This is a genomic window from Pseudomonas sp. TH41, from assembly GCF_016650695.1.
Taxonomy (GTDB): domain Bacteria; phylum Pseudomonadota; class Gammaproteobacteria; order Pseudomonadales; family Pseudomonadaceae; genus Aquipseudomonas.
In genome coordinates this window covers 1,056,640-1,082,674 of the sequence record NZ_JAEKFH010000005.1, presented here as the reverse complement: position 1 = coordinate 1,082,674, position 26,035 = coordinate 1,056,640, and the positions used below count along the sequence as shown (strand labels likewise).

The following is a 26,035-nucleotide window of genomic DNA, read 5'->3' as shown; positions in this document are numbered from 1 at the left end:
GTACATCCGCCCACTATTCCCATGTCGTATTTAGCGACATATCGTCTGCCAATACGCACATATGGCCTTTCTTGTAGGTCGCCCTGCATCAAGATTTCGATTCAGGCAGGCCATTGCCGTTGGTCATCGCTACGCGTCATTTCGGCGCATCAACCAGGTGCGCCCAACAGCGGGATTTGGACAAATACAGGCTCTGAAGTTACAGATCACGACGCTGTTATCCCTGAAGTATTCGACTTACAGTACTGGCATTTTGGCATTCAGCGCCTTTGGCGCGGCATTTCTACATTTGAAGGAGTGATTTCATGCAGGACGCTGACGCGTTGAAGCCCGGCTTCATGATTATCCACAGTAACCGACTTGATGATTTGCGTGCCCTAGCGGTGAGCTGGATGCAACGTTATCCACTGGCTCCCCTGGAAAACGAGGTGGTGCTGGTACATAGCAACGGCATTGCGCAATGGCTCAAGCTTGCCTTAGCTGAAGACACTCAAGCGGGCGGTTGCGGAATTGCCGCTGCGCTGGATGTGCAGTTGCCGGCAAGCTTTTTGTGGCAAGCCTATCGTTCAGTGCTGGGCGCTGATTCCACACCCGAGAACTCTCCGCTCGACAAGACACCGCTGAATTGGCGTCTGATGCGGTTGCTGCCTCATCTGCTAGCCAAGCCAAACTTCCAAAGCCTGCAGCGTTTCCTGGAGCAGGACGATGACCTGCGCAAGCGTCATCAACTGGCGGAGCGTCTGGCCGATCTGTTCGATCAATATCAGGTCTACCGCGCCGACTGGTTGGAGGACTGGGCGGCCGGTCGTGATCAGCTCCGGCAGATCAATGGTGCGCCCCGCCCTCTGAATGCCGACAACCTCTGGCAGGCCGAATTATGGCGGGAGTTACTGGCTGACGTGGGCGAGGGGGCTCTCGAACAAAGCCGCGCGGGAGTGCACAAACGCTTTATTTCCCGTTTGCAGGTCGTTGGGCAAGCCCCAGTGGGTTTACCGCGTAGGGTAGTGGTATTCGGTATTTCTTCGATGCCCGCACAGGTCCTTGAAGCCTTGGCGATGCTCTCGCGCTTCAGCCAGGTATTGCTTTGCGTCCACAATCCTTGTCGTCATCACTGGATCGATATCGTTCCGGACAAGGATTTGTTGGTTCACCAGTACAAGCGTCAGCAGCACAAGGTCTCCGGCTCTGTCTCGGGTACCGATCCGCTTCATCAGCAGAGCCAGCCATTATTGGCGGCTTGGGGCAAGCAGGGGCGTGACTACATCAACCTGCTCGACAGTTACGATGACCCGTCCAGCTACAGGCATCTGTTTGATGACGTTAACGGTGGGCGAATCGATCTGTTCAGTGAAGAGGACGCGCCCACTCTGCTAGCGCAGCTGCAAGACGATATTCTCGAGCTTCGTCCCCTCGGTGAATCCCGAGAAAACTGGGCACCGGTGCTGCCCGAAAGCGATCGCTCCATCCGTTTCCATGTCGCCCACAGCGCTCAGCGTGAAGTAGAAATTCTCCATGATCAGCTCCTCGCGCGCTTCAGTGCCAACCCAGAGCTCAGCCCGCGTGACGTGATTATTATGGTGCCGGACATCAATGCCTATGCGCCGCATATCGAAGCGGTGTTTGGTCAGGTGCCGTACCAGGATCCACGCTATATTCCGTTCACGTTGGCCGACCAGGGACAGCGCGGTCGCGAGCCGCTGCTGATTGCCTTGGAGCATCTGCTCAAGCTGCCGCAAAGTCGTTTTGCCGTCAGCGATATTCTCGATTTGCTGGATGTCCCGGCGCTTCGGGCTCGTTTCGGGGTGGCCGAGGCCGATCTGCCGATTCTGCATCGCTGGATTGAAGGCTCCGGCATCCGCTGGGGATTGGACGGCGCTCAGCGCGAAAGTCTGGACATGCCCGCTGGGCTTGAACAGAACACCTGGCGTTTCGGCCTGCGGCGCATGCTGCTAGGCTATGCGGCTGGCAAAGGTCCTGCTCTCGATGGGATCGAACCCTATGACGAGGTCTCCGGTCTGGAGGCCGCACTGGCAGGGCCGCTGCTGACACTGCTCGATCATCTGGAAATTGCCCGGATCGACCTGCAACAGCCCGCCCCGCCCAAGCTCTGGGTCGAGCGGCTGCAATCGCTACTCAAGGTTTTCTTTCTGCCTGTGGATGAGGCGGACGAATTGCTCGTCAATCAGTTGTTGAGGTTGCTCGAGGACTGGTTGAAAACCTGTGATCAGGCTCAGTTCGATGAGCCAGTGCCGCTGAGTGTCGTCCACGAAACCTGGTTGGTGGGCATGGATCAAGGCGGCCTGTCCCAGCGCTTTCTGGCAGGTGCCGTGAATTTTTGCACGTTGATGCCGATGCGGGCGATCCCCTTCAAGGTGGTCTGCCTGTTGGGTATGAACGACGGTGATTACCCCCGCCAACAGTCGCATGTCGACTTCGACTTGATGCGTCACGATTATCGTCCCGGCGACCGCTCACGACGGGAGGATGATCGCTACCTGTTGCTAGAGGCGGTGTTGTCGGCCAGAGAGCAGCTGTACGTCAGCTGGGTGGGGCGCAATATTCGCGATAACAGCGAGCGGGTGCCATCGGTGCTGATCGGGCAGTTGCGTGATCATCTGTCTGCTGGCTGGAGGTTGAACGGCAACCCGGATGATTCGCGAGCGTTGAACAAAGCCTTAACGCTGGACCACCCGCTGCAGCCGTTCAGCCCTTCTTACTTCGCCCACTTGCCTGGCCCTGACGGCCTATTTACCTATTCTCACGAGTGGCGCGAGGTTCATGCCGTCGCTGATGACGCTCAGGCGACGATCGAGCTGACACCGTTGCAGCAGGACATTGCGCTGAGCCTGCGACAGTTGTCAGGTTTCCTGCGTGATCCGGTAGCGGCCTTCTTCCAGCAGCGCCTTAAAGTGCACTTCGATAGTGATGAACTGACGAGCCGTGACGAAGAACCGTTCGAGCTCGATGCGCTGGAAAACTGGCAGCATCAGGATGCATTGAGCCAGGCGCTTAAGCGTTGGGTGGAAGAAAAGTACCAGCCTGAGCAGACGATCACTGAACTGGATCATCACGTTCAACGCCTGCAGCGGGAGGGTAAGTTACCTCTGGCAGGATTCGGATCGCTGAGCGCGGCCAAACTGTCCGACCCGCTTCCAGACCTGCTCGCTCGTTACCACGCTAGGCTCCAGGAGTGGAGTCAGTTAGAGCCTGGGCAAGTCGAGATGAAGTGCGAGCCGACGGACACATCTCCGGGGTTTACCGACTGGCTGGGTGGCATGCGCCGAAACGCTCAAGGACAGCTGGCGTATGTGCAACTGGATAGCAAAAAGCTGTGCACTGATGACAGTTATCGATGGCACAACCTTGTTCGACCGTGGGTACGGCACTTGGCTTTGCAGCTGGGCGCTGAGCCTTGCACCACGATTCTGGTCAGTCTCAACGGTGATGTTGTTTTCCCCGCGCTGGAAAAGTCCACAGCTCAAGAGCATTTGCAGACCTTACTGCAACTGTGGGGCGAAGGTATGTGCCAACCCTTGCCGGTAGGTTGCAAGACCGCTTTCGCCTGGTTAACCAAAGCGAACGGTGACGAGGCTAAAGCCTTGGAAGAGGCTCGCGGAGCCTTCGAGGGCGGCTATATGAGCACTGGTGAGGTGGAGAGTTCCGCTGCCTTGCGTCGTGCTTATTCGGACTTCGATGCACTGTGCGCCGACGGGCGATTCACTGTTTTTGCCGAGCGGCTCTATGGCCCGCTGTTCAGACACCTTCCATCTTCTAACGCAGGGAGCGACCAATGACCCCGTTAAACCTTGAAGCCCTGACCTTCCCTCTGCATGGTAGCCGACTGATTGAAGCCAGTGCCGGTACCGGCAAGACGTTCACCATCGCTTTGTTATATGTGCGCCTGGTGCTGGGGCACGGTGGCGAGAGCGCATTCCAGCGCCCGCTCAATCCGCCGGAAATTCTGGTGGTGACCTTCACTGATGCCGCTACGCAAGAGCTGCGCGATCGTATTCGGTTGCGCCTCAGCGAGGCGGCGCACTGCTTCGGCGAACCGCTGAAAAAGCACGACTCATTGCTTGAACTATTGCGGGCTGACTATCCGGCGGATCAATGGCCGGAGTGCGCTCGTCGCTTGCAACTCGCCGGTGAGTGGATGGACGAAGCTGCTGTTTCGACCATCCATGGCTGGTGTTATCGGATGTTGCGTGAGCATGCGTTCGACAGCGGAAGCCTATTCACCCAGACCCTGGAAACCAATCAGAGCGAATTGTTGGCCGAGGTAGTGAGGGACTATTGGCGGCGACATTACTACGGCTTATCGATCAGCGAGGCGAAGGTCATCGCGGAGTATTTCAAAGGGCCGAAGACGCTGGGTGAGGCGCTGTCATCCTTGCTGGCGCGGCGCGATGCGAACTTTATGCATGGTGGTAAAGATCTACCAGCTCCGGGAGCCTTGCGAGTTCTTCTCAAGGCCCCTGCCGACTGGAATGCTAGCGCCAGTACCCTGGAGCATGCGGCTCGCAGTGCCTGGCGCAAGGATCGGCAGGCGATCGAAACGCTGTTGCAGGGTATGCGAGGTAAGTTCAATGGGAACAGTTACCGTAAGGTCAAAGAAGATCCAGTGTTCAATGGCTGGCTGGCGGCTCTCGAGCACTGGAGCTTGGGGCAGGAGGCACCGAAAAATCTGAGCAAGTTCGGCCAGACCCGCTTCGTACTGACAGGCGGAGCACAACCTTCTCAGCATGAAGCGTTTCAGGCAATCGACGCTCTGATCGACCACCAGGCGGCCAAGCAGAACATCCGTGCCCAATTGCTGCTGCACGCGTTGGCTGAAATCAGCGAGCGCTTCGATACCGAAAAACTACGCCGTGCCGAAATAGGATTCGATGACCTTCTCAACAGGCTTGACGCGGCTCTTCAGGGCCCTTCGGGTGAGCGTCTAGCGACGATCATTCGCGAGCAGTACCCGATTGCACTGATCGACGAATTCCAAGATACCGACCCAGTTCAGTACCGGATTTTTGAGACCGTCTACCGCATCTCTGAAAGTGCTGAAGACAGTGGATTGTTTATGATCGGTGATCCGAAACAGGCGATTTATGCGTTTCGTGGTGCGGACATCTACACCTATCTGCGCGCTCGCGAAGCGACCTCCGGACGTCATTACACTCTGGGTACCAACTACCGTTCCACCGAGGCGATGGTTACGGCAACCAACCGTTGCTTCGAGTTTGCTGAGGGGCATGAGCGCGCAGCTTTTCGCTTCGCAAAAAAGGGCCTATCGAATCCTGTGCCGTTTCATCGCGTAGATGCCAAAGGTCGAGAAGACTATCTGGAAGTCGGCGGACAACGGCAAACGGCATTGACGCTGTGGAGCCTGGCGGGTGAGGGCGATATGGTCAATGCCGACACCTATCGCCGCGGGATGGCCGACGCCGCTGCCTCGGCAATTCAAGCCTGGCTTGAGCCGAGCGGTCCGCAGCAGGCAGGATTGCGTCAGCACGATGGTCGTTTCACGTCATTGCGCCCTGCCGATATTGCCATCCTGGTGCGCAACCGAACCGAAGCCGAAGTCATCCGCAAGTCGCTGGCCCAGCGTAATTTGGCCAGCGTATATCTATCTGATCGCGACTCGGTGTTCGACAGCGAGGAAGCGCGCGACCTGCTCTACGTTTTACGTGCTTGCGCGGAACCTTCGGTTGATCGCTTGCTGCGTGCCGCGTTGGCGACGCGCAGCATAGGCCTGGATTGGCAAGCCCTGGAGCGGCTCAATCACAACGAGCTGCACTGGGAAGAGCAAGTACAGAGTTTTCGTGAGTATCGCCAGCTTTGGAAACAACAAGGTGTGCTGCCGATGCTTCGCAGGCTGTTGGCGGACTTCAAGGTTCCAGCACGTCTGCTGCGGGAAACCGGTGGTGAGCGCAGCCTGACTAACTTGCTGCACTTGGCTGAATGGCTACAACGCAGCGCCACTGAGTTGGACGGTGAGAACGCACTTATCCGTCATTTGGCCGAGCAACTGCAAGCGTCCAATGAAGAAGAGATCCTGCGCCTTGAAAGCGATGCTGATCTTATCAAGGTCGTCACTGTGCACAAGTCCAAAGGCCTGGAGTACCCACTGGTGTTGCTGCCCTTCATCTGCAGTGCGACGGAACTCAGTGGTCGCAGCAAGTCGCCGCCGATGTTTCACGCTGAGGATGACGGCGAGCTGTGCATCGACCTGGGTAAATCCGATGTGGCCGAGGAGGCCTATGAAAAGGCGAACGACGAGCGTCTGAGTGAAGAAATGCGCTTGCTTTACGTCGCATTGACTCGGGCCCGATATGCCACCTGGCTGGGGATCGCCCCTTTGGGGCGGTCAAATGGTAAGAAGACTGATCTATCCAAGGGAGGGCTCGGCTATCTGCTGTCCGGTGGAGATGAAATCACCGCCGCGCAATTGGATTCACTGTTACAAGCCCTCAAAGGCACTTGCGAACACATCGTCTGCGAAGGCTCACCCGAAGTGACTATGGCGTGCTACCAACCGCCGCAAAAACCAGATCTTGGCCCAGCGCTGCGGCCTCTCCACAAACCGGCCTCAAACTGGTGGATCGCTAGTTACTCGGCCTTGTCCATTGCAGATGGCAACCAGTTGATGGGCGCGGAATCGGGACCGTGGCTAGAACCCGCCACAGCAATCGAAGCTAATCTCAAGGAAGAGGGGCAGGCCATCAACGATTCAGTCGATGTCTTACCGGCGGGCCCTGGTATTCACGGCTTTCCTCGTGGCGCCGGCCCCGGCACATTCCTTCATGGGCTGTTTGAATGGGCCGGCAAGGAAGGCTTCGCCAAGGTCTTGAACAAACCCGAAACGATCCAAAGCACCGTCGCTCGCCGCTGCAATTTGCGCGACTGGGAAATCTGGATCGAGCCGCTTTCAGGGTGGCTTACTTCCTACTTGCAGACACCACTGCGCTTTGACGGCAATACCGTTAGCCTCGCGGAATTGAGCACCTATCAGGTGGAGATGGAGTTCTGGTTTTCCAGCCAGTTGGTCAATGTCCGGCAACTCGACAAGTTGGTGTGCGAGTACACATTGAATGGTCAGCCGCGACCTGTACTGGCGCCGGGGCAACTGAACGGTATGTTCAAAGGCTTTATCGACCTGACTTTCGAACATCAGGGTCGCTACTACGTAGCTGACTACAAATCCAACTGGTTGGGCCGCAGCGATGAAAGCTACAACCCCGACTCAATGGTCGAGACCATGCTTGGCAAACGTTACGACTTGCAGTCATGTCTCTATCTGCTGGCGCTGCACCGCCAACTCAAACTTCGTTTGCGTGGCTATGACTACGACCGACATATGGGCGGCGCGGTGTACCTGTTCGTCCGCGGGCATCAGTCCGCAACTCAGGGCGTGCACTTCGAGCGGCCGCCGCGCGAACTGATCGAGCAGATGGACCAACTTTTCATGGGCCAGCACACGGAGGTGGCAGTATGAGCGTGACCCTCAAACAACTCAGCGACAGCCAGCGCGGTACTGACGCACCTGCCATTAGTGTGGTGCAGGCCAGTAGCAGTGATCTGCTGCGACAATTGGAATCATGGGTCGGCCGCGGCTGGCTGCGAGCCCTGGACCGCTCATTCGCGGCCTTCGTGCTGGAGCAGGATCCACAGGCTCAACCCAGTGTTTTGCTGGCCGTCGCCATGACCAGCCATCAGCTGGGACGGGGACACTCCTGCCTCGATTTGGTAGCCACACTGCAAGCGCCGGATTTCGTTCTGTCGCTGCCGCCGGAGGGTGAGGAGGGCGGCCAATTACCCTCGCAGTGGCTGAGCGGCATTGATGCCACCCATTGGCGTGCTGCCGTGGCGGGCAGCACGTTGGTGGAAGATCGCGATACTTCGTTGCGTTTTCCCGAGCGGCCTCTGGTGCTGGCCGGTCAGCGTCTGTACCTGCGCCGCTATTGGAACTACGAACAACATATCGCCAAAGCTCTTTGCCTTCGTTTAACTCAGGCGCCAATCACCCCTGACAACTTGTCCAAACGGCTCGACGAGTTGTTTCCACAGCCCTTCGAGATCAACGGCAAGCGTTTTACTGACTGGCAAAAACTGGCCTGTGCTCTGGCCGCCCGCGGTAATTTCAGTGTGATCACTGGCGGTCCCGGTACCGGCAAGACCACTTCGGTGGTACGTCTTTTGGGGCTGCTACAAACCCCGGCTGTTCATGCAGGCAAGCCCTTGCGTATCCGACTGGCCGCGCCTACAGGCAAGGCTGCTGCGCGTTTGTCAGAGTCGATCGGCAAGGCCGTTATCGAGCTGCAGGTGACCGATGACGTGCGTCAGGCGATTCCCATCGAAGTGTCTACGTTGCATCGCCTGCTGGGCAGCCGGCCCGACTCGCGTAACTTCATTCATCACCAGGACAATCTCCTGGCGCTGGACGTGCTGGTGGTCGATGAAGCCTCGATGATCGACCTGGAAATGATGGCGTGCCTGCTCGACGCGCTACCGCTGCAAGCGCGGCTCATTATGCTCGGTGACAAAGACCAACTGGCCTCAGTGGATGCTGGCGCTGTCCTCGGCGATCTTTGCAGAGATGCTGAAGCCGGTCGTTATACCGCTGAAACCGGCACCTGGCTCAGCACCAACACCGGCGAGACAGTTGATGCCCCAGGATTGAAAGCTGAGGAGGCGCCAGGCGATCCGCTTGCTCAGCAAACCGTCATGCTGCGCTATTCGCGGCGCTTCGATGCCAACCAAGGTATCGGCCGCCTGGCGCGACTGGTCAACGAAAAGAATGCGGGCGAAGCCCGAAAGCTGCTCGAGCAACCGCCCGAGCAACTCTTCAACCTCAAACTGCGTGGCGAGCAGGACAGTTCGTTAACGCGACTGATCGTCGAAGGTCATCCTGGCGGGGATAAAGCGCCACCGGGCTATCGCCACTATCTAGAACAGCTTCGCAGCCAGCGGCCTGTACCCGGGACCGCTTGGGACAGTGACGTGTGGGAACTCTGGGCCGGCAAGATTCTCGTCGCGTTCGACGAATTCCGTCTGCTCTGCGCGCTACGCCGTGGCCCATGGGGCGTCGAAGGATTGAATCAGCGGGTTGCAGGCGAGCTCAAGCGTCAAGGCCTGATCACCAACGACCATGGTTGGTATGAAGGTCGACCGGTGCTGGTCACCCGCAACGACTACAGCCTGGGATTGATGAACGGCGACATTGGTATCGCGCTCAGCCTGCCAACACCAGACGCCAGTGACCCCGGCAGTACTCATCTGCGAGTCGCGTTCCCGCGCAATGATGGCACTGGCGGAGTGCGCTTCGTATTACCTAGCCGCCTGGTTGAAGTCGAGACGGTCTACGCCATGACGGTACACAAATCCCAGGGCTCGGAGTTCAACCACACCGCCTTGGTGTTGCCTGATGCGCTTAACCCTGTGCTGACGAAGGAGTTGCTATACACCGGTATCACTCGCGCTAAAAAATGGTTCAGCCTGGTCGAGGCCAGTGCAGGCGTATTTGAAGAGGCGGTTAGCAGGAACGTGCAACGCCTGAGTGGGCTGGCGCTGCACTTGAAGGCTGAGTTGGCCAAAGGGATCCAGTGATGACGACCACGTTGGGACTACCTCGTGATCCCGCTCAAGTGCAAGCAATGCTACAGACGCACCTTGAAGAACATCGGCAGCTCCCGGAGAGTTCTCGGCTCCGGGATCTGGGGTCGGAAAAAGCGGTCGTGCAGGACTATTCGGGGCGGGTCGTCTACGAGCTATTGCAGAACGCCCTTGATCGCGCGACTGGGAACATTCTGATTCGTTGGGATCAGGAACAACGGGTACTGGAGGTTGCCAACGATGGCCGGGCGGTTACGACACAAGGTCTGGAGGGGCGGCGTTCCGACTTTCAGGCATTGCTGAGTATGCACTCAAGCAGCAAGTCGGCCGCGCAAAGCATCGGGAATAAAGGCGTCGGTTTTCGCTCAGTGTTTGGTGCTGGCAGTCAGGTCGAGGTATGGAGCCGCGCTGAAAACGGCAGCTGGTGGGGTATGTATTTGCAACATCCCGCTCGGTTCGATGCTGCCGTGGATGGCTGGATTAACCAGGATGCGGCCAGTTTTTACGTGCCGTTGATGCTGTCCGCCGAGCCGCAGTTCCATTTGGAGCATGTCACGCTGATCCGGTTGCAGGGCATCAGCAAGCCTGAGGTCATCGCCAGCATCGAGGAGTCCATCGCGGAGTTGCGTCGTGGACCGCTCGCCTTTCTGCAGCTACGGGCAGTACCTGGCTTGCGGATTACTCTGAGTGTCGCGGGGCAGGACATCACCCACGTCATTGGGGATAAAGACTACCTGGCAATGGCTCAGCGGCAGATGGCGTTTCCCGACGAGGTGCGCGTGAGCACTGGGTTGGATCTGGACGTCGCAGATTTACGGGTGCTGGCGCCCAATGACCCTAACCACTCTAGATATTGGTCCTACCTGCCCACCGAGCAGCCTGCTGGTTTTGGTGTTCAGATTCATGGTGACTTTTACCTTAGCAATTCTCGCCGTCACCTGACGCTGCGAAAGCTGGATGGCTCGCTACCAGCGACTGATCCGGCTGGGTGGAATGCCACATTGGTTCGACTGGCCGCTGAGTGCATTGTCGAGCTCTGGCAAATGCCACAGGTCTGTCTGGCCGAAACATTCTGGGAGTATGCCAATCCGCATGCTTGTACTTGCCCGCACTTGAAACGTGAAGTGTCTTCGCTGTTCTGGAAAGGAAATGGCGAGGTGTTTGAAGCGATGGTTCGCTTGAGCTTCCCATCGCAACGGACATGGCCCGTCGGGCGTTATCGGCAGCTGTTCGAAGCGCTCGAAGCCTGGGCTGATTACGCCTACCGAAACCTGGGTCGCGGTCAGCTTTCAAAGCATCGTTTGTACTTGATAGAACGGATTCAAGCCAGCGGTGCCGGGGTCATTCCGATTGTCAGCGAGGAGTTGGCGGCGATGGTATCCGTCTCCCGGGCGCAACCTTTGGTTCCTGGCGCACAAGGGCAGCGGCGCGGCCATGATGCCGATCGCATCTACTACCGTAGTTCTGGCCGTGAAACCCAAAACGAATTGGCGCCAGTGATTATGCGCCAACGTACGTTTGTCACGACGTTCACCCCTGGATTGGATATGTCTCTGGCGCAGCAGGGCCTGATTGAGTTTGAGAGACCGGAGATAATCGCGCACCTACGTCCTGGTGAGAGCGAAGACGACCATGTCGCGCTAATTAGCGCCGCCGTAGGCTTGGCCAGCCATGAAGGCACAGGCGGTGTCGGCTCTCTGCTGCGCCGTGCGAAAGAGCGCGGTGTCGGCGCGGCCTGGCGCTTTGTGGGCAAGGAAACTTCGGTCAACCCAGGGGAGAGCTTGGCCGGCCTTATGGTAAAAGTTTTGGACGGGAGTTGGCACGCAGCGAAAGCTTGTGCACGAACCAACGGCCCATGGCCGCAACTAGATGAACGCTGGCTAGCCGAGGTAGTGAGTGACATAGAGTCATTGCCCTCGGTCGATGATGTCTGTCTGCTGCTAGGGATCGGGCCTATTCCTTTATCTGACCCTCAAACGGTCGTGCTACCCGATGAGTTGCCAGTCGAGACGATGACGGATCTCATCGCTTGCTGGCCATTGTTTTCCGCCTTCCTGGCGCATGAAGAAGGGCGCCATCTATTGGCGGCCCTTGAGCGATGCCGTTGGCTGCAGTGCAGTGACAGTATCTTGATCCACGATGGCGTGACAGGTCATGGTCCGTATGCGCCGTTGGATTTATGGCGCCAACTGGCCAGTCGCGGTTTTACGACCAGGCTTTTGCCGCGACTGGAGGCGGATCGAGCCAGTGACGCGACCTGGTACATGCAGTTGGGGATTGCCAATGCGCTGGAAGCCAATAGTGCTGGGCGTGTGCGCGCCGCTTTTGAACGTTTGGAGGGCATTGAACCGCGCACCCTTGACTCGATGGCGAACCGCGACTTATGCGAGTTGTATCGGAACCTGGTGGATCTGTCCTTCAAGCACGAAAACCTGACGCCGCCCTTGCTCTATCGGGTCATTGGCGAAGCGGGGCGTCAACAGGGCCTAGCATGGGGTTCTGCGGCGGCCGGTATCTGGCACGACACCGGCGAAAACCCTACAGCGTTGTTGTCGTTCAACGACATCAAGTTATGGGTTGTCAGAAAACTGAGCAAACAGAAGGCCACTGACTATGGTTTGAAAAACTTCACTCCGGTTACCGCAAAAGTCAGCAAGCAGGGCGATAGCAATGACTATCTGGCCTCGATGCTTCGCAGCAGGTTGCACCTAGCCATACCGGACCTAATGGCGGCTGCCAGCGCGGCGTATAACGATTTCGATGCCAGCAAGGCATTGGAGAACTTTGCCAGGCTGATTATCAGGCACCACGACGATGTGTGGATCGAGTGGTCCTTTGATGGGAGGCTCGGATGTCTGGGCAAAGATTCGGTCGGAGATGTCTTTGAATACGTCGCTCCGGAGGGGGCGCACGAACTCTGGTTCGATGGTTCCCATCTACCCCTCATCGAATGCGCACATCCCCTGAGTCAGTTGTTATCGGAAAAGCGGGCTTTCGGAGCACTGTTCAAGGATGGGCTGCACGCCTGGAGCAGTGCTTCGGGTTCGGTCGACGAAGATGGGCGCGTGTCGGGAGCGGTCCAGCGCTTTCGGCGTGAATACGGTATTTCCGATCAGGAAGTTGCCGAATTCAAATTGCGAGTCGACGCCTTGGTGCTGACTGCCGAGGAGAGATTACAGTGGGTCGCTTCCGTTCGTGAAGTGTTGGAGAGCATTGGGACGCTGCAGCACGACCCATTTCCGGGCATGGTGGTCAAGCCTCAGACTTTTTTGAGTGCCAGAAGTATTTCGGAGGATGACGTAACGGCAGCATTGGGCGGGATAACTAAACTCTGCCCCATTGTGGATTTTGCTGGCGCCAATGCGATAAAGCTGGATATGGCCGATCGCTTGTCAGCACTGGCTGCCGCGGCTGAGAAGCACCGCGAGCAATGGACAGAGGGGTTGCTGGAGCGATTGAGTGAACAGATCAAAATTGCGCGTCCAGATGAGGTCGAACATCTGAAAATGATGGATTTCGATCCCCAGGTAATCTTGCATCGTCGGTTGGATATTGAGCCCCAGGACCAGGCGCCCTCAGCGGATGCTCTGGCATTTGCGAGCGGGAAGTTGGTCCTGAGTGCGCTGCCCGAAGCTCTTGATAAGTTGGGCTTGAAATCGTTCAGTGCAACGAGCGTCAGTATGATTGCCCACGATGCTCCTCAGGATGAGGACCATTTCATTCGTGATGCCCGGCGCAAGGCCACAGGTGGGCTACGGGCCGAGGAGGCCGTTCTGGACCATTGCGTAGATGAAGCCATGCGTTGGTTCAAAGAGGACCCGGAAGGCTTTCACCAGGCATTGGCGGCGCCTCTGGCATTTCTTGGGGATGAAGGTCAGCGGCGCGCGACACTGATAACCCGCGAAGAGCAAATGCGCAGCTTGCTTCACGTCGCCGATTACGTCGGTAACGCCGGATTCGATGTGCTGGTTCCACGTGACAGACGCTTTCTGCAGGTCGAGGTCAAACGAGTCGCTCAATTGAAGAGCGGCAGGTTCTTCGTGTCTGACAATGAAAGACGGCGCGCGTTGGAATATCGCCAGAGAGACCTCGGTTGGCGACTTTGGCTGGTCTCAAGTGATGGAAAATCAAAAGATGTCACCGAGGTGATGGATACCTTTGATAAGCACAGCGACGCGTTGCAAACACTAGCGAACGATGGATTACGTCCAGGTGAATGGATGTTTGTGCTTAAGGAATGATACTGAGCCAGCCCACGACCCCGTGTGCTGGTTTTCTCAGCGCACCTGCACCGGACTGTTGGGACATTTATAGCCGGGGTATTGGGCTTCAGCCGTCACCTTTGCCATGGCCGAGGTGATGGCTTGCACTGTGATGGTGAAGTTGGCCGCTGGACCTGCGTTAGGCGTGACACGTTGCATGAAGGCTTTGTAGGTTTTCATCGTCAAGACTCCTTGGATTTGGTAAGAGAAGAGTCTTTACGCAACGTGCGACACGCTATGTCGTATTCTAATTATTTCAAATAAAGCGCCGCCATTTTTTGTGCGGTGGCTGCCATTTTCTCGCGCAGGATAGACGGTTCGACCACTTCAAGATTGTCACCTTGGCTGAGAAGCCAAAGCTCTAGACCTTGGCTTAGGTGGGTGCTGCCTACCATCGTACGGCAGCCATTTTCATCGAGCAGTTGTTGATCTTCTGTGAGTGGGTTTTCCGCTAGTCGCTCGAACATCTCTTGGCTTAAAAGCAGACGTAGCGGTACCGGCTCATCCGACGCAAGGCTGATCAGGCTACGCTGTGCGCTAACCGAGTTGATATCGTAGTTTTCAGGGGCTGCTATTGTTTCTGGAATTGTTGTGACTGAAATGAACCGATGTAGTGGCAAGGCCACTGGCGGGGTGTCTATTTGATTCGCAAATACGCAGGAGAGGTAAATGTTGGAATCTTGATAGGACAATCCGAGCGGTAGAAGACGATAGGACTTAGCTTCGCGTGCGCCGCGCTTGAGGTATTGAGCTTCAACAGCGTAGTCATCAAGTAGCGCCTTTTGAAGGGTTTCGAGCACTTGAGGGTCTACTTTGCCCGGCCTTAAAGTGATGAAGCGGGTATTGCTGATGACTTTCTTAGACCAGTCCTGAGACGGCCGGGCTTCACGCATCAAAGACCGGGCATATTCATGCAGTGCCGAAAGATTGGTGACTTGGGCCGCCATACCAAACCGACTGGCGTGGTCCATGATCATCACTAGGCTCATCGCATCGGTCGGTAGCAGGCTTAGGCGAGAAAGTGATCTGTCTGCCCACCAGATCCTAGCTTTGGCTTTAGGTGATTTAGGTTTACTTTTTACATGAGGGAAGCGTTTCTCCAACTCGCGTAGATGACGTTGTAGGGTGCGTAGGTCGACAGATATTCCTTGATTTTCGAGGCGTTCATGGATGGTTTTTGTGTCGATGGCGCTTTCCATGCGGGGTAGCAAACCTAGCAGCACTTCCTGACGAAAGAGTTGTTCCACTGCGATATCCCTGCCTTTCAATTATTTGGATTGCTATGCGATACGGGGTGTCGCGCCTGTCTGGAGAATGGTCGGGCCAATAAGTTCGCCGATCAGGACATGAGCATGACTAAAGACGCCCTGGTGTTCAATCTATTGGAGGGCATATTGCCCATGGTCAATGGCATCCGGTTTTTCGAGCCGGACGACGTGCTGGCCCTTTAGGCCGGCATCGGTATTCCTTCACTACGGATTTTTGAGATCAGCCAAGCCAACGATTTTTGCCTGGCGACTTACTATCAAATCAAGGCCGCCATTCCGCTTCGCGGCATGGTCGAACCTGGCAGATTACGAGTCCACTATGAATCTCTGTGTGGTGATGCGATGGCTTCAGACCCTGATGCTCTGAATGACCTGGGCTGGCTATGGCTCAATGGCAGTCCTCATCCATCGTACGCAGAATGACCGGCGCGATGTCGGGCTGCCCGTCGACGTTCGTAGCTAACAGGTCAGCGTTCAGCGACCATAGTTTGGTGCTGTGATTTACAGTGAATACCCCAAGACTTTCGAGAATCGCCGCCAACTTGCTGGTGTCGGGGATGTTGCCACGTCCGCTTGTAGCGTGGTGGTATGCGGTTCCGATCCCTTTGGCGCTATCGCCGTTGCGTACGTTATCGGCCTTGTTCGCTAACGGGAAAGGCTGGATGCCGAAGGTTTTCTGGAGGTTGCCCAATGTTTTGTTTACGACCCCGATAGGGAAGTATGGACCTCCTTCAATGCTGAAACCTTCCTCGGTGAGCTTGTAACGGAAGGGCTTGCGGCGAGTGGGTGTGCAGCAATCGATCCATGAGAGATCCTGCTCGAACTGTTGAGTTGATTCTTGGTCTTCGTCTGGGTAATTCCAAAGATCATACCCGATCATAAATAAAGCGGCCTCCAGGCGGCGGAGTGGATCAACGTTGGTTCCGTCATTGGCTAGGAATGCGCTCGTAGCAGCGTTTGGATGGGCAACTACACTGCTGAGAATCCAGCTTGCTTTCATGTTCCATTCCGCATGGTGGGAACCTGCTTTCAGGCGGGGGAAACGAAGCTTTCCTTCGGATGGGTTTCGGGATTTCACGAAATGCTTACCGGTTTCCTTCGCTGGTGCCCATGGGAAAGTCAAAGTTTCCGGCACAGTCTTCAGTTTTCGAGCTTTGCAGTACATCACTACGCCCCAGCCAAGCGCTGCTGCGACACGGCTGTCATAGATGACAAAGTCCTTGCAGACCAGCGAGTAGACCTTGGTCATGCCTGCGTTGAATCGGAGGTCTTTGGCCTGAAGGATGGGGACGTCGGTTACGCCGGCGTCGATGGCGTCACGGGTGGCTGATAGGGTAGCTGCCAAGCCGCGCACGTTCATATTGAGCCAGGTAACGTTATTGCTCTGTACACCGCCCCATATCATCACGTCGATAGCAGCTTGGCAGCACGCTCCATCGTTGACCGCTGGGGCGAGTGCCAACGCCTTCTGTAGGTCGGCCTTTAGGGCGCTGAGAGCTACATCGTTGCTCACTGCGGTTTTACCTGCCGGAACCTGCAGGCGCTTGATTGCAGGATGTTGCCATTGGTATACCGAGTAAGCGTCGGCAAGGCTGTCGCAATACCACAAGGTCTTACTCTGTCGATTCAGGTACTGATGACGAATCGTGGAGTTGTCCAGGTTGCCGCTGAGCCACTCGATGAAATCTTTTACGGTCGGATTAGTAAGGTAGTCATTGCGCGTCATGAGAGGCCCCTGTGATCGGTTTTTTGCAGTGAAGCTCCATTATCGCCAAGCTTGCGACAATTCCTGTCGTGACATTTTTCCTACGCGTGAAAAGGCGCTGACCGTGCGATTGCTCCGGTTATTCGCTGAGCTGCATGAGATTGGCCCCAACTTATGCAAAGGATTGGACTGTCATTCGCTTCGGTGTTGATTCCAGTTACGCGCCGTCCGAGTCGAAGGCTCCCGACGGTAATCTAGTGGGGCTCGAGATTGATTTCGGCAGCGCCATCTGTGCCCAGCTCAAGGTCAAATGCGTGTCGATGGAAAGTCCCAGGGGCAGCGTCATCCCGGGGCTGAAAGCGAGGAAGTTCGACGGCATTCTTTCGTAGATGAGTGTGAGGAAAAGGCTTGATGTGATTCCCGAGCGCGGACCGGCTGCGACATCCGGAACCTAAAGCGAGTTCAAGCAATCATTCATCCAATACAGCAGACTCAAGAAGCATGACTTCGTGTCGATACGTTTCTCATCGGTAACGCCCTTGGCGCAACTGGCGCTGCCCTCTGTTGACCCTTAAAGGAACAACCTATGCCGTTAAACCGGACCCAGATAGAGGCCCTGCAGCACTCCATCCATACCTATAGCTTCCCTTTGGACTACTACGATCACGCATTGCCGAAACAGCAGAACCCTCAGGTAGCGAGCAGTATTCAGCAACTGGAGTCGATCATTCAGACCCAACTGCGTTCGACAGTGCCTACCGATATTGAGCAAGGCCTGGGCAATATCATTTATTGGGGAAACGGGACGGCCGGTTACAGAGATAGCCGATTCGCAAAATTTAACTCACTGATTGGCTCGTTTGCTCCTTACGCCTCGTTCAATGGCCTGGTTAGCACAGGTACCCCCTCGTTGGCTGCGCTCAAGCGACTCGGGTTTCCCAGCTACTCAAATATCTCTTTCGTGTCCAAGATTCTGATGTTCCTGAACCCTCAGGAGTATTGCGTGCTGGATTTGCAGATCAGTAAGCTGAAGAAACAGATGCGGCCAATCAGTAGGGCTTTGGATCGACTGACCCTATATCCGACAAGCATTCCAATTACCCAAGCCAACGAGCAGGTGTACGATCTGTGGCGCTCTGAGTGTCGTTGCATCAGTTCGACTTACTACGGTGGGAGATACCGGGTGGCGGATGTGGAGCGTGGGTTTTTCCAGCTAATCAAGAACGACCTCGCCCAGGCCCACTCGATTTACGACGACTTCTGACACGCTCGGCCCCTGAGTATTGCGCTGCAATGCGCAAACTCAGGGAACGCTCTGCCTGGAATGGAGGTGTGTGCCTGACTCCCTCAGTCATACAACCAGGGTTTCAACTCCTTCAGGTTCCCCACCACTATCTGTTGCGCCTCCGGCTTTGGGTCTAGATTCTTGGGATCGATCTGATACCGCTGCAACACATACTTCACTAACGCTTGGCGACTGGGAATCTCTAGCTGCCCATCCACCATACCGAAATCAGTCTGGATGATCGCCTTCTGCACCGGCGTCAGGCGCTCGTCGGGCTTGATGATCACCGCCACCTCGGTGTTCCAGACATCATCTCCATCGATGCCGTTTTCGGTTTCATCATCCCGCACGTCCGGCACACCGCGTAGTCGACTCAGAACAAAATCGCGGTATTCACGGTTTTTCTCGCAGTAGGCGCGAACGTGCCAGCGCATACCGGTGTACACCAGGGTGTGCGGCGCGATCGTGCGGCCCTCGGGGTCCGGACTATTCAGCGACACATAGTCTATGTCTAGGCGAAGGTGGTCGCGGCAGGCCTTGAGCAACGGCCGAAGGATCTCCGCCTTGATCGAGCGATCCGGTACTTCCAGCACCTTGGTGTGGGCATAAGCGAGGGCCAGGCCCTCGATGTGCGGCGCGCGCGCATTGTTTTGATACAGCAGGTGCAAATAGGCGCTGGCGCTGTCATCGATGAACAGCGGCTTGAACAACTTACTCGGCACATAGCCCTTTATCTGTTTGTCATATGTAAGGTTTTTAGGCGCATGTTCATTGATGTAGGTGTTGATGTCTTTCGACGCCTGTTGCCGACTGATGCCGAAGCTCTGGATCAGGTGTCCCGTGGTCAGCCGGCCTTCCCACCAGACAACGGTTTCTATCAAGCGATAGCGAAGTGCCAGGTCCCAGCGAACCTGCTCGATGGATTGCTTACGTTTCATGTCCCCTCCATGTGCGTGAATACTTTACCTGTATAAGTCTACATTCTAGACCTGTCGTGTAACACTACATATCGTGTGCCTGTCTTCGAGATAACTCGAACTCACCAAGGAGGCGGACATGAACGCGTTGGACGTGGTTTCCACAGGTGCATTGATGTTGTTGGGAGCGATCCTGCTGTTGCTGTTGATGCAGACCCTGAAGCTGCGCGAAATCTGGCAGATGATGCTGGGCTGTCAGAAGACTGCACGCTGGGCGAGCATCTGGGAAATGGAAAATAAAGAGCTGCGTTCGGCCTTGCGAGCAGAGAAAGCGCATGTCGAACAGCTCGAGGGAAAGCTGGTGATTTTGCAGGCAATGGTACCGGCTGCGTGAGGGGGCATGACATGAACAGACTCGAAAGAATCAAAGGTTGTCTGCTGGGTGGTGCTGTTGGCGATGCCTTGGGTGCTCCGGTGGAGTACCTTGAGTGGTCCGCCATCGAAGCGAAATTCGGTCCTCGCGGAATCGTCGATTTCAGCCCGGCTTACGGCATCACTGGCGCCATCACCGACGACACGCAAATGATGCTGTTCACCGCCGAAGGTCTGCTGCGGGCCTATGTGCGAGGTAGCTCGGGACGTACCTGTCACGTGCCTAGTGTTATTCATCATGCCCTGCTGCGTTGGCTGATGACCCAGGACCATCAGTCCGCAGTACTTATCAGCACAGACGGCTGGTTGATTGACGAGCTCGCCCTCTGGTCCCGTCGCGGGCCTGGCATTACCTGTCTGAACGCCCTCCAGGCCAGCACCCGACTTGGTATGCCGGCAGAGAATGACAGCAAAGGTTGCGGTGCAGTTATGCGCGTCGCGCCCTGCGCCTTCTTCGCCAACGCCTTTGAATACGCCGCCGAATCCGGCCGCCTGACTCACGGGCATCCTACGGGATATATGGCGGCAGGACTGTTCGCCGACATCCTCCAGCGCATGGTCGATCGACAAGACAGTCTGGAACATGCAGTGACAGAAAGCCTGGCAAAGCATGGGCAGAAAGTGGGCATGGAAGAAACTCGCAGCATGCTCGAACGCGTGTTGTTCTTTTTCTACGAGGGCTATCGCCCGACACCGCAACGTATTGCCGATTTCGGCGCGGGATGGGTGGCGGAAGAAGCCCTGGCCATTGGGTTGTGGTGTGCTCTCAGCGCCGACTCCTTCGAACAAGGCGTGATTAACGCCGTGAACCACAGCGGGGATAGTGACAGTACCGGGCTGATCGCAGGGCACCTACTAGGCATTCAATATGGCACGGCCGCGATCCCGGCACGCTGGTATGAAAAGCTGGAATTGCACGACGTCATCGAACAAGTCGCCAAGGATATCGAAAGAGTACCTCGGGATTTTTGTGGGTATGGCGGGGAGTTTGATCAACTGATCGAGCGTAGGTATCCCGGTTTTTGATCGAGCTGATGGCTATAAGTGTGAACAAGTATTCCGGAGATCAGCGATGCCGATAAAACCTAGGCCTTTTACGTTTGTGTGCTGTGAGTGTGGTTGGAAGAAGACAGTGGCGCCTCAGAGTGATGCTCTACGGCCGGGGGAGTGGTTTAAGCAGTGTCCGAAATGTGGGAGTGAGGCATTAACGATGCGACCTGCGGGATGGCTGGAGAGGACGCTGGCGGAGCTGTTATCGCGGGCAAGGCGACTTTGACCAAAGTCAGGCTATACAGGGTTGATAGCGTAATGACATTATTTGGCCTGGCACGGGTGGTGTCGCAGCCGGTTTAGACCAATAAATGCTTCAAGGAATTTGGATCCAGGTCGATGCCTTACAGATAAGTTTTTTGAAAGAACTCAATCCGTCCTGACCTCGGTCATAAAGGGCGTTTCCCCATTTTTCAGGACCGTCGGACGCAGGGGTTCAAATCTGCTTCGAGTCCGGTCTGTCGTGAACAACACGGATTAAATGTTCATGTCCTCAAAGGAATATTTGTACAGCCGCATACGGCAACAGTTCAGGGAAGGGCTTGAATCTCCCGAGCCTGTAGATGAAAAAACCACAGCCCATCAAGCTATTGCTGCTCGCTATACGCTCAATGACGTGGTCCTTGGTGCCTCGATTCGCCGGCAGCTCGAGGAGGCGCTTGCGAAGATAAAGTACTTTCAGAAAATTTATGTTGAATGGGGCTTCGCAAGCGTCGATCCCGCGGGCAAAGGCGTGGTGCTGAATTTTTATGGTCCGCCGGGAACCGGCAAAACGCTCACTGCTGAAGCATTGGCGGGTAGCCTAGGTAAACCGTTGATGTTCATCAGCATCTCCGACCTTGAAAGCAAGTTCATGGGCGATACCTCGAAAAACATTGTGCAAGTATTCAAAACAGCTCTTGCCGAAGGCGCAGTCTTGTTTTTCGATGAAGCCGATACCTTGCTGGGCAAACGGCTATCTTCAGTTACCCAGGGCATTGATAACGAAGTCAATGCCATGCGCTCGACGTTGCTAATAGAGCTTGAGCGGCATGAGGGAGTTGTCGTATTTGCCACCAACTTTGGCAAAAACTACGACGCGGCATTCGTTAGCAGAATCTCTCAACATATCAAGTTCGAGCTGCCCGGGGCTGAGGAGCGTCGCTCTATCTGGTCAAAGATGCTGGTAGCAGGTATCCCGATCGAGGCGTCGCGCGACGAACTGCTTGAGGCTCTTACCGAACTGTCGGACGGCTTTTCTGGTCGCGAAATTCGCAGCTGCATGCGTTTGGCATTGCCAAAACCCTTGCTGGAGCAAGGTGAGCCCATTCTTTTACTTCGTCATTTGGAAGAAGCGATTGCTCAGATGCGCACCACGATCGTGGAGTTGACGGCTGAACAACGTTCTAACGGAAATATTAAATTGGACGCAGCCAGAAAGATGCTGGGCGTCAATTAAGGAGCAGTTATGGGATGGTTCAGTTCGCTGGTCAGTGGGATTTCTTCGGCCGTGTCAGCCGTCGTTTCGGTCGCGTCTAGTGTGGTGAAAAAAGGCAAGGAAATGGCTGCCAAGGCCATAGGTTGGCTGGCCGACGAAGCCGAAACCTTCGTAGGTGATGTGCAGAAGGTCTGGCGCACTGTGCAGCCCTACATTAGTAAGGTTCGCGCAGGGCTTTTAGTCGCAGCTAAGACGGTACCCTGGCCTTGGGCAAAAGCGCTGGCGCTGGGGTTGGAGCGGGCTTTGGCATTCGTTGAGCAGTTGGACAAGCATCCGATTGCCGAAAACCTGCAGAAAGCCGTTGACTGGATCATCCGCATGGCGCGGGAAATCAAGACGAAAATACTTGATGACCTTGAAATCCAAACAGCCGAGCGGAATGCCGTAGACATTGCCGAGGCCATGTCGATTGTTCCTGAAGAAGAGAAGAAGGCCCTCAGGGCGAGCGAACTGGTTAACAACTATCTGTTGGTAAAAACCAGGGTCGCCCGTGCAGTCAGCCAAAGCACAGTGACTGATTTTGAACATTACCTGCGCATCCGCGCAGCGCAAAAGCTGTTGGCCGGTTATGAGCAAATCATGGACAACCTGCAGTCCATTGAGAATGTCGATCCCGATCTATTTTTCATCATTGAAGTGTCTGCTGGTTTGATTTCCGAGCAGCCTCATTTGAGCGAATCACAAACCGAGCGTCTGGACCTGCTGACCATCAAGCTGTTCGGCAAGCCGCTGGTGCCGTTCGTGTTCGAAGAAATGATCATTGCCTGGGCTTTGGATGTCGACGCCATCGAGCAACAGTGGGCCGTTCTGAACAAAGAGCTTGCCAAAGACAAGGTCATGCGCCGGCGCCTGGAGCTGAGCCAGGATATCGAGCCGCTGACTGCGGAGGAGCAAGTCTTTCTTTCCAACCTAGTGATTAGCACCGACAAAGACAGTCAGACGTTGCAGGCTCTTGATACTGCTGCGCGGGAGAAGCGCAACTATGTATACGCTTCTGAGGGCTTCCTGCAGTTGCTCGAAAAGGATGAGATCACACTGATTGAGGAAGATCGCGAGTACCTGGCAGAGGAAGGCGGAGAAGTCGGTAAGCTGCTGATCGAGTGCGCTCAGAACGGACGTTCGTGGACATCCCTGACGCCGGATGAGCGCGCACTCATCACTGACTTTGCGAACATCTTCAAGGCTGACTGCAAGGCGCGTGGTGCAGCGTTCAAGGAAGTCGAGGTGACGGTGTGATCAAGGACATCGTCGAGTTCCTGACTCCCGGTCAGGAGCCCATCCAGATCACCTTTTTCTCGGTTATCGCACTAGGGGTGGCGCTGTCCATCCTGTCGGTGAGCTTCAAAGCCAATGCCAAATCCTGGCAGCGTAAATGGGAAGGTGAGGCGCTCGATTCTTCAGCGACCGGTCTGGAGGTCGAGCATGGCTCTATCAGCGAACTAAGCCAGGCGGTTGCTACACCAGCGGAAAAACTCGCCAGCATGATGCCTGGCCTATTGTTAATCATTGGTCTGTTGGGGACGTTTCTAGGCCTTGGCCTCGCGCTGGACAAGGCATCCTCGATCCTGCAGAGCAGTGGTTCGTCTGTAGGTGCGATGGATGACTCCATGCAGAACCTGATGGCGATGATGCAAGGCCTGGGTACGAAGTTCAAAACGTCTACTTGGGGCATTATCGCGTTTATCTTGCTCAAAGTGTGGGAGTCCTGGAGTGGGTTTGAAGAGCGCCGGCTAACATGGTGCATCAACAAGATGAAAGGCGAACTCGGTAAGGCCCGCGCCATGCGCATACAAGAGAAGCTTGCCAGCGAGGAAAAGCTTCAAGCATCGCTGACAGGGTCTTCCCAATTGGTTGTCACCGCTCTGGAGTCACAGACCGAAGATGTGAAGGCAGAAATGTCCCGCCAGAACATTCGGGCTCAGCAGTTGGCTGAAAGGCGCAATGCGGTTTGGCTGCAAAAATTCGAGATCGTCGCGGCTGGCTTTTCCGGACTTAACGCGAGTAACCGTGAGCTAGCGGAGCAGGCGGCTGCCCGCGATGTGCTGATTGCTAAAGGTCTGGAACCGCTGATTAGTATTGTTAGCCTGGCGTCTCAGTCGAACAAACTGCTGAGCGACTTCTCGCAAAGCAGTCTTGAAAACCAGATTGCGCTTAACGCGAGTAACCGTGAGCAGGCTGAGCAAGCGGCTGCCCGCGATGTGCTGATTGCTAAAGGTCTGGAGCCTCTGATTAGTATCGTTAGTCTGGCGGCCGAGTCGAACAAGCTGCTGAGCGACTTCTCGCAAAGCAGTCTTGAAAACCAGATTGCGCTTAACGCGAGTAACCGTGAGCGAGCTGAGCAAGAGGCTGCCCGCGATGTGCTGATTGTTAAAGGTCTGGAGCCGCTGATTAGTATCGTTAGCTTGGCGGCCAAGTCGAACAAGTTGCTGAGCGATTTCACGCAAAGCAGCCAAGAGAACCAGATTGCGCTGCAACACGCAGGCGCAACTATGGGCGTAGCAGCCCAGCAAGTGGCTAGCGCTGCAACCAGCTTGAAGGCTGTCGTGGATAAACTGAGCCGCGAAATGACAGAGGTGCTGGAGGGCGTTAAAACCGACCTCAACGGCGTGATGACCGGGATGAATGAAGATTTCACCCGCAATCTGTCAGGCATGGCGCTTCAGATGGAGGCCGCGACGAACAATCTGGCGGACATTATGGTCTCGGTGAAGCAGGATCTGCGCGGAACCATTGAGGTCATGAGCAATGGTTTTAAACAGAACATGGTTGGTATGGCTGGCGACTTGCGTCAGGCCACTGACAACATATCCACATCGATTGGCGGAATGTCCGAGACGGTGAATACGGCGATGGAGGTGGTTGCCAAAAACATTGATGATGCGTCGACGGTACATAAGAGAACCAGCATTCAATTCGTCGGAATGAGCGATGCGCTTAGCGCCAATGTCACAGAAATGACGGGAAACATGGCATCAATAGGCGATCGGATCGCTGAAGGATTGCAATCCGTAGCCAGCAGTACGCGGCAGATGGGGAGTCTGACGAAGAACTTCGATAAAGTGGCCCAATCTCTGGAAACACTTCCCGTGACTCTGCAACAGATCGCTGAGGGCGTTGGCAATAGTTCTGCCAATGTGTCCAACGGAATTGATCAACTACTGACGGCCCTGACACACAATGAACGTTACTCAAGTGCGGCTGATGCCATCCTGAAAATGCCGGTCTCTATAGACGAGTTGTCCAATCGACTTCTTCGGCCTCAGGAAGAGTTTGCGAGTATTCAAAAATCACTGACACAACTGGTCGAAGTCGCCAACGGCATCAATGACAGTGTGCAAGCCTTCAAACCCGTTGAAGACTTGGAAGAGGCATGAAAGAGAAACCGAATGAATGGATCTCGATCTCCGATTTGATGGCAGGGGTCATGGCCGTAGTCATGCTGTTGTTGGTGCTATCGGTGTTGCAGAACAAATTCGCGGCACTTAAGCGTGAACAAGAGAAAAACCAGGGCGCTCAGGCCGAACAGCAACGCATGGTCGATATGCTGAAGTCGATGCAGAGCACCATGGACGAGGAGGGCGAGTCCGGCCTGGTATCCTTTGACCTGGTCGGTTCGAAGATCACCTTGCGTGACCGAATCTTTGCCCGTGGCAGCGCCTGTGTGACAGACGAGGCCCGACATGCACTGTCTCGGCTGGGGCCGAAAGTGGCGGAGTTCGTCAATGGCTCGGCTCAAGCTCAGGTGTTTGTGGAAGGGCATACGGATAACGTGCAAGTCACAAGGCCTGTGATCGATTTCGCGAAGTTCTGCACGGTCTATGATGACAACTTCACCCTCTCCGCCGCGCGGGCCCGAGAGGCGCGCAAGTTGTTGATCGAAGTGTTGAATGAACAGCAAGCAAGACGGGTCATTGTGGCGGGGTTTGGTGACTCGCAGCCGTTGCCAGGCGTAGAGCCGGGGGATGAGAAAAACCGCAGGGTAGAGGTTCAGTTTCTTAATCGGCCGGTGCCCAGGACCTGATCCCTGGGCCGGCTT

The 26,035-nt window shown here is 55.7% G+C and carries 15 protein-coding genes and 1 pseudogene; 12 read left to right on the top strand and 4 right to left on the bottom strand.

What is annotated here, in order from left to right:
• Window positions 1-305: 305 nt before the first annotated feature.
• From recC to JFU37_RS23340, 4 genes are read left to right on the top strand one after another with little or no spacing between them, the layout of a single operon-like run.
• The gene (gene recC, locus JFU37_RS23355; protein WP_201119341.1) at window positions 306-3,794 is read left to right on the top strand and encodes an exodeoxyribonuclease V subunit gamma; all 3,489 of its coding nucleotides are present in this window, start codon (window positions 306-308) and stop codon (window positions 3,792-3,794) included.
• Entirely contained in the window at window positions 3,791-7,486 is a 3,696-nt protein-coding gene (recB, locus tag JFU37_RS23350; RefSeq protein WP_201119338.1) for an exodeoxyribonuclease V subunit beta, read from the top strand. Before recC ends, recB begins: the two co-directional genes overlap by 4 nt.
• A complete protein-coding gene (recD, locus tag JFU37_RS23345; RefSeq protein WP_201119336.1) occupies window positions 7,483-9,597 on the top strand; it encodes an exodeoxyribonuclease V subunit alpha in 2,115 nt (704 codons plus the stop codon). Before recB ends, recD begins: the two co-directional genes overlap by 4 nt.
• The gene (locus JFU37_RS23340; protein ID WP_201119333.1) at window positions 9,597-13,844 is read left to right on the top strand and encodes a sacsin N-terminal ATP-binding-like domain-containing protein; all 4,248 of its coding nucleotides are present in this window, start codon (window positions 9,597-9,599) and stop codon (window positions 13,842-13,844) included. Before recD ends, JFU37_RS23340 begins: the two co-directional genes overlap by 1 nt.
• A gap of 36 nt (window positions 13,845-13,880) precedes the next feature.
• Here the strand turns inward: JFU37_RS23340 and JFU37_RS23335 are convergent, their stop codons facing one another.
• The 3 genes from JFU37_RS23335 to JFU37_RS23325 form a co-directional block, all read right to left on the bottom strand.
• The gene (locus JFU37_RS23335) at window positions 13,881-14,045 is read right to left on the bottom strand and encodes a hypothetical protein (RefSeq protein WP_178114515.1); all 165 of its coding nucleotides are present in this window, start codon (window positions 14,043-14,045) and stop codon (window positions 13,881-13,883) included.
• 71 nt (window positions 14,046-14,116) lie between these two features.
• On the bottom strand, window positions 14,117-15,112 hold the full coding sequence (locus tag JFU37_RS31155) for a helix-turn-helix transcriptional regulator (protein WP_342214971.1): 996 nt from the start codon (window positions 15,110-15,112) through the stop codon (window positions 14,117-14,119).
• Between the two features lie 409 nt (window positions 15,113-15,521).
• On the bottom strand, window positions 15,522-16,859 hold the full coding sequence (locus JFU37_RS23325; RefSeq protein WP_201119331.1) for a hypothetical protein: 1,338 nt from the start codon (window positions 16,857-16,859) through the stop codon (window positions 15,522-15,524).
• 134 nt (window positions 16,860-16,993) lie between these two features.
• Here JFU37_RS23325 and JFU37_RS23320 point away from each other — a divergent pair.
• Together JFU37_RS23320 and JFU37_RS23315 are read left to right on the top strand one after the other, a co-directional pair.
• Window positions 16,994-17,224 (top strand): annotated as a pseudogene (locus tag JFU37_RS23320) (transporter substrate-binding domain-containing protein); the annotation flags it as partial.
• 200 nt (window positions 17,225-17,424) lie between these two features.
• A complete protein-coding gene (locus tag JFU37_RS23315) occupies window positions 17,425-18,102 on the top strand; it encodes a hypothetical protein (protein WP_201119327.1) in 678 nt (225 codons plus the stop codon).
• A gap of 83 nt (window positions 18,103-18,185) precedes the next feature.
• Here JFU37_RS23315 and JFU37_RS23310 read toward each other — a convergent pair whose 3' ends face one another.
• Window positions 18,186-19,061, bottom strand: coding sequence for a WYL domain-containing protein (locus JFU37_RS23310; protein WP_201119325.1), 876 nt, complete (start codon window positions 19,059-19,061; stop codon window positions 18,186-18,188).
• Window positions 19,062-19,179: 118 nt separating this feature from the next.
• Here JFU37_RS23310 and JFU37_RS23305 point away from each other — a divergent pair, with 118 nt between their 5' ends.
• From JFU37_RS23305 to JFU37_RS23280, 6 genes are all read left to right on the top strand, one after another.
• Complete coding sequence (locus JFU37_RS23305) at window positions 19,180-19,434, top strand: hypothetical protein (protein ID WP_201119315.1); 255 nt, start codon at window positions 19,180-19,182, stop codon at window positions 19,432-19,434.
• Window positions 19,435-19,445: 11 nt separating this feature from the next.
• Window positions 19,446-20,498, top strand: coding sequence for an ADP-ribosylglycohydrolase family protein (locus tag JFU37_RS23300; RefSeq protein ID WP_201119312.1), 1,053 nt, complete (start codon window positions 19,446-19,448; stop codon window positions 20,496-20,498).
• A 511-nt stretch (window positions 20,499-21,009) separates the two neighbouring features.
• Entirely contained in the window at window positions 21,010-21,960 is a 951-nt protein-coding gene (locus JFU37_RS23295) for an ATP-binding protein (protein WP_201119310.1), read from the top strand.
• 9 nt (window positions 21,961-21,969) lie between these two features.
• Window positions 21,970-23,235, top strand: a complete 1,266-nt coding sequence (locus tag JFU37_RS23290) for a hypothetical protein (protein WP_201119308.1) — start codon at window positions 21,970-21,972, stop codon at window positions 23,233-23,235.
• Window positions 23,232-25,373, top strand: a complete 2,142-nt coding sequence (locus JFU37_RS23285) for a hypothetical protein (protein ID WP_201119306.1) — start codon at window positions 23,232-23,234, stop codon at window positions 25,371-25,373. The genes JFU37_RS23290 and JFU37_RS23285 overlap by 4 nt, the downstream gene beginning before the upstream one ends.
• Window positions 25,370-26,020, top strand: coding sequence for an OmpA/MotB family protein (locus tag JFU37_RS23280; protein ID WP_201119304.1), 651 nt, complete (start codon window positions 25,370-25,372; stop codon window positions 26,018-26,020). The genes JFU37_RS23285 and JFU37_RS23280 overlap by 4 nt, the downstream gene beginning before the upstream one ends.
• Window positions 26,021-26,035: the final 15 nt, after the last annotated feature.